The organism is Xanthomonas pisi DSM 18956 (assembly GCF_001010415.1).
GTDB classification, from domain to species: domain Bacteria; phylum Pseudomonadota; class Gammaproteobacteria; order Xanthomonadales; family Xanthomonadaceae; genus Xanthomonas; species Xanthomonas pisi.
In genome coordinates this window covers 1-10,216 of record NZ_JPLE01000087.1, presented here as the reverse complement: position 1 = coordinate 10,216, position 10,216 = coordinate 1, and the positions used below count along the sequence as shown (strand labels likewise).

Sequence of the window (10,216 nt, the reverse complement as noted above, 5' to 3'; positions counted from 1 at the left end):
TCCCAAATCCCACACTCGGCGCGTTGCTCAGCTGGCCTGGCGACGCAGGCCGTCGCGCTGGGCGACGACCACGGCGATGAACCGGTCGGCCTCCATCGGCCGCCCCAGCAGATAGCCCTGCAACTGGTCGCAGCCCAGCCGTTCCAGGGTGTTGCGCTGGGCAGCGGTCTCCACTCCCTCGGCCACCACCTGCAGGCGCATGGTGTGGGCCAGCGCCACCACCGCCGCGACGATGGCGATGTCTTCGGCGCCGCTGTCCATGGCCTGCACGAAGCTGCGATCGATCTTGAGCTCGTGCGCGGGCAGTTTGCGCAGATAGAGCAGGTTGGAATAACCGGTGCCGAAATCGTCGATGGCGATGCGCACACCCAATGCATTGAGCTGGCCGAGCGTGCGCAGGCAGGCGTCGGCATCGCGCATGGCCATGGTTTCGGTGATTTCCAGCGTGAGCTGGCCGGGCGCGATGGCGTAGTGGCTCAGCGTGGTGGCCACTTCGTCGAGCAGGCTGGGCGAGGCCAGCTGGGTGGCCGACAGGTTCACCGCCACCCGCCAGTCGCCGTGGCCGGCGTCGCGCCATGCGCGCATCTGCCGGCACGCCTGCTGCAGCACCCAGCTGCCGAGCGGGCCGATCATGCCGCTGCGTTCGGCCAGCGGAATGAAGCTGTCCGGCGGCACCAGGCCGCGCTGCGGATGCTGCCAGCGGATCAGCGCCTCGGCGCCGATCGGGCGGCCGTCGTCGGCGCAGTACTTGGGTTGGTAGTGCAGCACGAACTGGCCCGATTCCAGCGCGCGCGGCAGATCCTGCAGCAGCTGCAGGCGCTCGCGGGTGGTGTCGGTCATGGCGCGCTCGAAGAAGCGGTAGCGGTTGCGACCGGCCTGCTTGGCGTGGGCCATCGCCGCGTCGGCGTGCGTCATCAACTGGTGCTCGCTGCCGGCATCTTCCGGATACAGCGCAATGCCGATGCTGCTGCTCAGGCGCAGCTCCTGGTCGCCGACCAGAAACGGCACCGCCAGCGCCTTCAGCAGATGCACGGCGATGGCCGCGGCGTCTTCCGGGTCGACGATATCGGCCACCAGCACGAATTCGTCCGCGCCCAGCCGCGCCAGGCTGCCGTGCGCGCGCCGGTGCGCGCTCAGGCGCTCGGCCACCGCCACCAGCAGTTGATCGCCGACCCGGTGGCCGTAGCCGTCGTTGATCACCTTGAAGCCGTCCAGGTCGATCAGCATCACCGCAAAGCGTTGCCCATCGCGTTGTGCGCGCTCGATGTTCTGCAATACGTGCTCGTGCAGCAGCACCCGGTTGGGCAGGCGGGTAAGCGGGTCGTGCAGGGCGGCCAGCGCCAGATCGGCATTGGCTTGCGCCAGCGATTGCGCCAGCACGTCGGTGCGCTGCTGATAGCGGCGCGACAGCACCGAGATCACCAGCGCCAGGATCAGCAGGCCCAGCGTGACCGCCACCACCACCGCGGCCAGCCACGACAACGGCAGGTGCGCCCCGGCGGCCGCGCCGCAGATGCTGCCCGGTGCGAATTGCGCGGCGGCCATGCCGGTGTAATGCATGCCGACGATCGCCACGCCCATGATCAGGGCGGCGATCAGGCGCAGGCTGTAGCGGCGGCCATCGTGACGTAGCCGGAAGGCGATCCACAGCGCGGCGGCGGACGCACCGATGGCGATCGCCACCGACAGGACGAACAGCATCGGGTCATAGGTGATGGCAGGCGACATGCGCAGCGCGCCCATGCCGATGTAGTGCATCAGCGCGATGCCCAGCCCCATCAGCACCGCGCCCAGGCCCAGCCGCGGCCAGGGCAGTTGCGGTTGCGAGGTCAGCCACAGCGCCAGCGCCGAGGCCAGGATGGCCGCCAGCATCGAGTAGGCGGTCAGCGCCACGTCGTAACCCAGCGGAATCGGCAGCCGGAACGCCAGCATGCCGACAAAGTGCATCGACCAGATGCCGATCCCCATCGAGATGGCGCCGCCCACCAGCCATGCGGCGGCGATGCCGCCACGGCTGACGGTCATGCGGGCGGCCAGATGCAGCGCGGTGTAGGAGGCCAGCACGGCCACCACCAGCGACAACAGCACCATGCCAAGGTTATAGGTTGCGACCACCCATCCAGTTCCGACGTCGACAGACGCGCTTGCTCAAGGAGCTAGCGACCCGGCGTGCGCGTTCTTGAGCCTGCAAGCGCGCAACGCTGTGGATCAATCAGGCCACCGAACTTTCGGGTTCTTCCGGTTCGATGCGGTTGCGGCCGTTGCCCTTGGCCCGATACAAGGCTTCGTCCGCACGCGCCAGCAACGAGGCAGCGGTGTCGCCGATGCGAAACCACGCCACGCCGACCGAGCAGGTCACCTGCAGCGGTCGCGCGGCACCGACGTCGTAGGGCGGCAGGCTGATCGCTTCGTGGATGGCGCGCAGGCGGTGCTGGCTCTGGCGGTTCATGCCAGGCAACAGCAACAGCAGTTCTTCGCCGCCGTAGCGGCCCACCTTGTCCGAATCGCGCAGGCACGCGGTGAGCCGTGCGCCGACCTTGGCCAGCACCGCGTCGCCGACCAGATGGCCGTGCTCGTCGTTGACCTGCTTGAAATGATCCAGGTCGATCAGCACCACCGCCAACGGGTGCTCGGCATGCGCGCAGGCCTGCAGCTCTTCGGTCATGGCGTCGAGAATGCCGGAGCGGTTGAGCAGGCCGGTGAGCGCATCGTGGCTGGCCTTCAGTGCCAGTGCCGCGCGGGCGCTCTCCAGGTCGCGTTTTTCGTGTTCCAGCTGATAGGTGCGTTCGGCCACCAGCTCGGCCAGCATGCGTTCGCGCGCGACCAGATGGCGGTGCCGCCAGGTCCACAGACCGATCAGCAAGCCGCCGCCGATCAAGATGTACAACGCGATCGCCGGCGGGCTGCGCCACCACAGGGGCGCGACCGCAAAGGCCAGATCCACCACCGGCGAGGTGGTGCGCCGATAGCGGTCCACCAGCTGCACCTGCAGGCGGAAATGCCCGGACGGCAGCGGCGGCTGGTCGATCGACAGGTCGTCGCTCTCGATCCATTCGTTGTGCAGGCCGAGCACACGGTATCGCACGGTCAGCCGGCTGGGGTCGTCGTAGACCTCCATCGTCGACAGCTCGATGTGCAGCGGGGTGTCGCTCCAGCCCAGCAGCTGCCCGGCGCGGATCGGCACGCCGCCGCGGCTGACGCTGTCGATGCGCACGCTGGGCTGGCGCTCGTCGAACAGGCGCGCCGGGTCCTTCAGGTGGCTGACGCCGCGCGCGGTGCCGATCCATACCGAGCCGTCGGGATCTTCGGCGAATGCGGCCTCGGACACGTCGTCCCAGAGCAGGCCCTGCGACTGCGACAGATGCGCCCAGCGCTCGCCGTTATAGACCTCCACGCCGCGTGCGTGGCCCACCCAGACCCGCCCGAGGCTGTCGCCGCGCATCAGGTACACGCCGACATCGCGCAGCGCTTCGTCGCTGATCGCCTGCAGGTCCAGGCCATCGGCGAGCAACATGCCGTGCCACAGGCCGGGGCGATAGAACGCCAGCCACACTTCGCCGCTGTCGCTGATGTGGAACTTGCTGATCCACGGGTCGGCGTCGCCGCCGTTGACCTTCACCTGCACCTTGGACCAATGCTCGTCCTTCAGCCGGAATAGTCCGTTGGCACTGGACACCCACAGCGTGCCGTCGGCGGTCTGCTGGACATCGGTGTAGGCGATCGTCGGCATGCCGGCGGCCGGCTGCAAGCTGCCGCCGTCCAGCGGGCGCTCGATCACGAACAAACCGCCGACCGTGAGAATCCACAGGCGGCCCTGACGGTCGATGTGCAGGCGCCGGCCGGTCCGCGGAAGTTTGGCGATCTCGGCGCTGCGGCCGTCCGGCCAGTTGCGGCGCAGGAGGCCGGCAGAATTGAGCGTCCACAGGCTGCCGTCGGTGCTGCGCGCCATGCCGACGATCTGGATGCCCGATTGCGGCAAGGCCGGTACGAACCGCCCGCCCGGTTGCGCCTGTCGTCCCACGCCGTGCTCGTTGCCGACCACCAGCGCGTTCTGTGCATCGCGCGCGATGGACCAGGTGGGCGCGGCCGGCATGCCTTGCGAGGCGTCCCAGTTTTCGATCCACTCGTAGCCGGCCCAGCGCACCAGGCCTTCGCCGTCCACGGTCATCCAGACATCGCCATCGCGGTCCACCACGATCGCATCGCTGCTGCCGGGCGGCAGTCCGTTCTCGGTGCCAAAGCTGCGCCAGGCACCGTTTTCCCAGCGTGCCAGGCCGTCGTTGCGGCGCACCAGGACGCGTCCTTCGCGGTCCATCACCAGTGGCGCCTGTTGCCCGACCGTGGTGCTGTCCAGCAGCGGCAACGGCCGCACACCGAAGGTGCTCGCATGCGGCGCGCGGTAGAGCAGGGTGCCGGCACCGCGCACCCACAGACCGCCGTCGTTGTCGCGCAACACGCTGTACCAGCGATCGACCGGCACGCCCTCGTCGGGCCCGTAAACCTTTACCTTGCGCTGCGCATCGATGGCGCACAGCTTGCGTCCGCAGCCGACCCACAGCGTGTCGCCTTCCACCGACAGGCTCAGCACCTTCGACAGCTCGGGTACCCGCACCCGCGTGGCGGTGTCCAGCAGAGATTCGCTATGCCAACGGCCATTGCTGCGCGCGCGCAGCACTTCCAGTTCACCGCCATTGGCGATCACCGTGCCCCAGGAAAGGCTGGCAAGCAGCAGGCCTTCCTGCAGGTGTTGGGCTTCATCGCGTGCGAGCTTACGAAAGCCGTGCTCGTCGCCGATGAACAGCGCCTGGAAGCCGGCAACCCACAGGCGCCCATCGGGCTGTTCGCTGATTGCCGTAATCGGTTCGTTGCGCAGGCCGTCCAGCATCATCTGTTGAAAGATGCGGCCGTTGTAGCGATACAGACCGCTCTCGGTGCACACCCACATCAAGGTGCTGCGGGTCTGCAACAGGCAGGTGCCGGCGAGGCCGAGCAACCCCTGGTCGTGTGCATAGCGGCGGATACTGGCGCTCTGCGCGCTGGCCAGCTCGGCAAACGACAGCAACGCCAACAGCAGCATCGCAGCAAGCGATGCCGCTCGGCCTGACGACCTCCATTGGCGGTGCAAAAACCCCACGGGCGTTGCAATCTCCCACGCATCGGTGCGTGCGGTCCGCGTCCCTCGCGCGGGTGACTCACGCTTGCCATTGGCAGCCCCCCATAGCGGCCGCGATATATCGACTAGCGGCTGTTCACGCGATTTACTTTAGGACAACGCCGTTGCCAGTGCACAGCTGCCAGGCAGGCGCGAGCGCTGTGCAACGCCAATGTGTGCATCTCGTCAATGCGACTGCGCGCTGTCGATGCATTGGATGATCGCGCCAGATGTGCGTGTCATGTGCAGGACGCGGCAATCGCGGCCGGCGGAGATCGAGCGAACACGACCGACGCGCATGCACGCGTTGGATCGCACGAGACTGCGATCAAGCTGCGTGTTCGATCCAGTCGACACCTCACCACGACCGCGCCCCCGTGGTCGTTGCATGCCCTGGCAACGTTTGGCGCTGCCTGGATGCGGGCGCTGCCGTAGCCCGGCGTGATGCATCCAGTCACGATGACGCGACAGGAGCGGCCTCGCAGCGATCAGTTGCCGACACTGCCGGATGCCGCAGCGAGGTGGCCGGCATCGTAATAGATGCGATTGCGGCCGCTGCGTTTTGCGCTGTACAGCGCGGCATCGGCGCGCGCCAGCAATTGCTCCAGGGTTTCGCCGGGAATGAACCAGGCCACGCCGATCGAACAGGTGACGTGCAACCAGCCGCCGTCGATGGGGTAATCGCCGCAGATGCCGCGATGCAGCGCATCCAGCCGATGCGTGGCTTCGTGCGTCAGCCCCGGCAGCAGCGCCAGCAATTCTTCGCCGCCGTAGCGGCCGATCCGGTCGTCGCCACGCACCAGCGTATCCATTCGACGACCGACCCCGGCCAGCACCGCATCGCCGGCCAGATGCCCGTGCTGATCGTTGACCAACTTGAAGTGATCCAGGTCGATCAACACCACCGCCAATGGCCGCGCCGTTGCATCGGCCCGCAACAGCATCTCGCGCAGCGTGGCGAGAATGCCGGAGCGGTTGAGCAGGCCGGTGAGTTCGTCGTGGGTGGCCTTGAGTGCCAGTTCGGCACGTGCCGATTCCAGGTCGCGCTTGTCCTGTTCCAGCTCGGCAGTGCGCTCGGCAACCAGCTGCTCCAGCTCGCGCTTGCGTCGCAGCAGTTTGGCCGTGCGCCAGCGCAACAGCACGATCACCGCTGCGATCGCCAGCAGCACGTACGCGATCAAGGCGGGAACGCCGCGCCACCAGGGCGGACTGAGCACGAAGGCGAAGCGCGTGACCGGGCTGGCACTGCGCTGGCCCGCGTCCACGGCCTGCACCTCCAGGGCATAGCGGCCAGGCGGCAGCAGCGGATAGGTGATGTGGCTGAGCGAGGTGCTGGTCCAGCTGGCCTGGTGGCCTTCCACGCGGTAGCGGAAGCTGATGCGGTCCGGGCCGCCTTCGGCGCCGGGCGTGCTCAGATCCACATCCAGCGGAACCTGCGACCAGGGCACCTGCGCACCGGCGGCAAGGGTCTGCTCGCCACGCTGCACGCGCAGCACCTGCACCCGCAGCGGCGGCGAAGCGAACACACGCGACGGATCGATCAGATGGGTCAGCCCGCGGCTGCTGCCGAGCCAGACGCTGCCATCGGCGTCCTCGAACAACGCATTGGCAGACACGTCGTCCCACAACAGGCCCTCGCTGCGCGTGGCGCGCGACCAGCGTCCGTGGTCCAGCAAGTCCAGGCCCTGGCTGCTGCCCAGCCACAAGCGTCCCTTGCTGTCGTGACGCAGGATGAACGGCATCACGCGCGATACCAGCGTGTCGCTCACTGCGGTCAGCGTGACCGCCGCAGCGTCCTGCACGGCGCCGTGCCACAGCCCGGTGTCGCGCAAGGACAGCCAGAGCTGACCGTCGTCGGAAAAGTCCAGCAGGAAGTAATCGTGGCTGGGCAGGTTGCCGTGCACCTGCACCTGCAGCCATCGGCCGTTCTTTTCCTGCCGATACAGCCCTTCGCGCGTGCTGGCCCACAGTCGACCCTGACCATCCAGCTCGATATCGCCGACGAACGCCGCCGGGACCGCTTCCTCGCGCCTTGCCTGCAGCGGCAGTTCGGGCGGGATGGAGTACAGGCCGCGCGGCGTGGTGACCCACAGCACGCCGTGCGCATCGAACAGCAGCTTGTTGGTGGGCAGGCCGAGCTGCAGCATGTCGATGGTCTTGCCCGTTCGCGGGTCGCGCCGGGCGAGGGCGCCGGACGAGCGCGCCACCCAGGCCGCGCCATCTGCCGGCGACAGCGCAATGGAGATCGATTGCAGCAACGGCTCACCGTTGGCCAGTGTCCATGGCTGCATGCGCCCGGTCCGCGGATCCAGCACATTGGAACCGGCATCGCCGCCGACCAGCAGTTCCCCACTGGGCAGTCGCTGGATGGCCCAGGTCGGCGATTCGGCCAGGCCCTGGCTTTCGTCCCAGTGCTCGATGGTGCCGTAGCCCAGCCAGCGCTGCACACCCAAGCCGCGCGTGCCGATCCAGAGCTGGCCGGTGCTCTGCATCATCAACGGGCCGACCATCGGGCTGATCGCCAGCCCCTGGTCGTGCCCGAAATAGCGCCAGTGATCGCCTTCCCAGCGCACCATTCCGCGGTCGGAGCGGGTCATCAGGCGGCCCTGCGCATCCTCCGACAAGGTGGTTGCGCCAGACAGGGTGTCGAACCGGGTGCCGGCCGGAGGTGCATGGTCGCGGAACACCCGCTCGCCCGGCGCGCGCGACATCACCATGCCGCCGCCGCGCAGCCACAGGTTGCCGCGATGGTCGCGGAACACCGCGCGCCATTGCCGTTCCGGCACGCCGTCGGCATCGCCCAACTGGGTGATACGTCCGTCGGCATCGATGCGGCAGACGCGTTGTCCGCAACTGGCCCACAGCGCTGTGCCGTCGGCCAGCAAGGCTTTACCGGCGGGCAGGGGGGTGCCGTCGTCCAGCCGCAACGCCAATACCCGCACGCTCCAGCCGCCTGGCCTGGCCGGCGTCAGGTGCAACAGCTGATTTTCGCTGACCACCACCACGCCGCCCGCGTACGGGGCGATGACATTGCCGCTGTCGGCGCGGATCGCGGTGCCGTTCTGCAAGACCGGGCTGAAGGTGGTGCCGTTGCGCACGAACACGCCGTTGGCGCTGGCCACCCACAGGCGCCCGTGCCCATCCAGCGTCAACGCGCGGATGTAGCGTGCGTCCAGCCCGCTTTCGCGGCCGACGGGGATGAATTGTTCGCGCTCGAAACGATGCAATGCCAGTTCGGTACCGACCCAGACCACGCCCTGGCGGTCCTCGAGCAGGCTGTTGACGGTCATGCCCTGCAGGCCATCGGCCTGGGCGTAATCGCGAAAGCTATAGGTTTGCGCCCATCCGCTGCCCGCGATCAGCCACCCGAGCAGGCACAACGCTGCCAGGCGCAGCGCCTTGCCGCGCGAACCAGGTGGAACGAACAGCGCAGACACGTTGGGCATCGGTTTCCGCGAAAAGAGGGTAATGCGATCGAATGGATCAATCGTCCCCAGCGTTGACGGCGACCGGTCGCAAAACTTGAGCGGCCATACGGTCAGCCCGTCAGTTCTCTGGCGGAGTCGAAGGCGGTATCGAACATGCGCTGCACCGGTGGCGCGAACTCGCTTGCGAAGCTGGACAACAGGAACAGCCCCAATAAGACCGTCAGCGGCAACCCGAGTTGCATCGGGTTCAACGCCGGCGCCGCCTTGGCCAGCGCACCGAAGGCCAGATTGACCGCCAGCATCGCCACCATCATCGGCAAGGCCAGGGTCAGCCCGCCGCGCAGGATCTGCAGGAACAGGGTCGGCGCCACCTCCGCAAACGCGCTGGCGTCGGGAATGGCCGTGCCGATCGGCAGCGCCTTGTAGCTGTCCACCAGCAGCGAGATCACCGCAAGGTGCCCGTTGGCCGCAAAGAACAGCAGGCCGAACCCGATGTAGAACCACTGCGCGATCACGCCGGAGGTCACCCCGCGCATCGGGTCGGACATCTGCGCAAACGACAGGCCGGTGGACTGCGACACCAACTCGCCGGCCAGAGCGCCGGCCTCGAAGATCAGCTTCAACATGAAGCCCATGCTGGCGCCGACGGCCAACTCGCGCGCGATGCTCAGCACCGCCTGCGCGGTGAATCCGTCCCACTCCGGCACCGGCGGCAGGATCGGCGCCAGCACCATCGACAAGGTCCCGGCCAGCATGACCCGCACCCGCCCGGGCACGGCGCGCGTGCCGATCAACGGCATGGCCGTCAGCAGGGCACCGGTGCGCAGCATGGTCCACATGATCGCCCCGACCATCGCAAACGCGCGCTGGCCGTCGATCACCATCTGGGTGGCGGAATCCATCCGGTGCGGCCCGCTAGCCGATCAGATGCGGAATGCGCTGGAACAGCGCAATGGTGAACTCCACCAGATGCCCCAGCAGCATGCTGCCGGTGGCAAACAGCGTCGCGGTCAACGCGACCGCCTTGGCCACGAAGCCGATGGTGGGTTCATTCAACTGGGTGGCAGCCTGCACCACGCCGATGACCACACCGACGATCAACACCGCCAGCAACATCGGTCCGGCAATCCACAGGACGGTGACCAGGCCACCACGCAGTTCAGTCAGGGCGATTTCAGGGCTCATGGGGAGTGCTGATGCAAGTGCGGTGCCAAAGGACGGGATTGGGGATTGGGGATTCGGGATTGGTAGGGAGCTGGATGAGATCCCAGCGCTTTGTGCATGTGCGGATTTTGGTGGCCGCTACTGCGGGATGCGGGCTGAACCGTGGTTTGCAGAAGCTTGGCGCTCTCCAGCGGGCGGGAAGGCCCCCTGCGCGCCATTGCCCCGAGTGCTTTGGCTTTGAAGCGCCTGCGCCGCGAGCGCGTGCCGGGCTGGATTGCGGAGCAGTGGTTGCGATGGAAGTACGAGGCGAAGCACGATTGGCTGCTGTCGCTGTCGCTGTCGCTGTCGCTGTCGCTGTCGCTGTCGCTGTCGCTTTTGGTTTGCGCTTGAGCTTTGGGCGGAGGGCTTGCTGCTTTGCCTTTGTCTTTGCGTTGGCCGTTGGCTTCTCAATCCCCCATACCGCAGCGGCAGG

The 10,216-nt window shown here is 67.5% G+C and carries 6 protein-coding genes; 1 reads left to right on the top strand and 5 read right to left on the bottom strand.

The features are described 5' to 3' along the window. Nucleotides 1–27: 27 nt before the first annotated feature. The 5 genes from Y887_RS16555 to Y887_RS16535 form a co-directional block, all read right to left on the bottom strand. Nucleotides 28–2,115: a putative bifunctional diguanylate cyclase/phosphodiesterase gene (locus Y887_RS16555; protein ID WP_046965398.1), complete on the bottom strand. Its 2,088-nt coding sequence runs from the start codon at nt 2,113–2,115 to the stop codon at nt 28–30. 97 nt (nt 2,116–2,212) lie between these two features. Further along, the gene (locus Y887_RS16550) at nt 2,213–5,134 is read right to left on the bottom strand and encodes a ligand-binding sensor domain-containing diguanylate cyclase (RefSeq protein WP_046965397.1); all 2,922 of its coding nucleotides are present in this window, start codon (nt 5,132–5,134) and stop codon (nt 2,213–2,215) included. A 506-nt stretch (nt 5,135–5,640) separates the two neighbouring features. Continuing rightward, complete coding sequence (locus Y887_RS16545; protein WP_046965396.1) at nt 5,641–8,598, bottom strand: ligand-binding sensor domain-containing diguanylate cyclase; 2,958 nt, start codon at nt 8,596–8,598, stop codon at nt 5,641–5,643. 92 nt (nt 8,599–8,690) lie between these two features. Then, complete coding sequence (gene fliR, locus Y887_RS16540) at nt 8,691–9,482, bottom strand: flagellar biosynthetic protein FliR (RefSeq protein WP_046965395.1); 792 nt, start codon at nt 9,480–9,482, stop codon at nt 8,691–8,693. Nucleotides 9,483–9,495: 13 nt separating this feature from the next. Next, nucleotides 9,496–9,765, bottom strand: a complete 270-nt coding sequence (locus tag Y887_RS16535; protein WP_005996207.1) for a flagellar biosynthetic protein FliQ — start codon at nt 9,763–9,765, stop codon at nt 9,496–9,498. A 156-nt stretch (nt 9,766–9,921) separates the two neighbouring features. On the opposite strand from Y887_RS16535, the gene Y887_RS20435 reads away from it, so the two are divergent. Beyond that, nucleotides 9,922–10,134, top strand: coding sequence for a hypothetical protein (locus Y887_RS20435; RefSeq protein WP_146093446.1), 213 nt, complete (start codon nt 9,922–9,924; stop codon nt 10,132–10,134). Nucleotides 10,135–10,216 lie beyond the last annotated feature (82 nt).

Coding starts and splice junctions, on each gene's coding strand:
- Y887_RS16545 (WP_046965396.1), bottom strand. CDS start 8,598: ATGCCCAACGTGTCTGCGCTGTTCGTTCCACCTGGTTCGCGCGGCAAG.
- fliR (WP_046965395.1), bottom strand. CDS start 9,482: ATGGATTCCGCCACCCAGATGGTGATCGACGGCCAGCGCGCGTTTGCG.
- Y887_RS16535 (WP_005996207.1), bottom strand. CDS start 9,765: ATGAGCCCTGAAATCGCCCTGACTGAACTGCGTGGTGGCCTGGTCACC.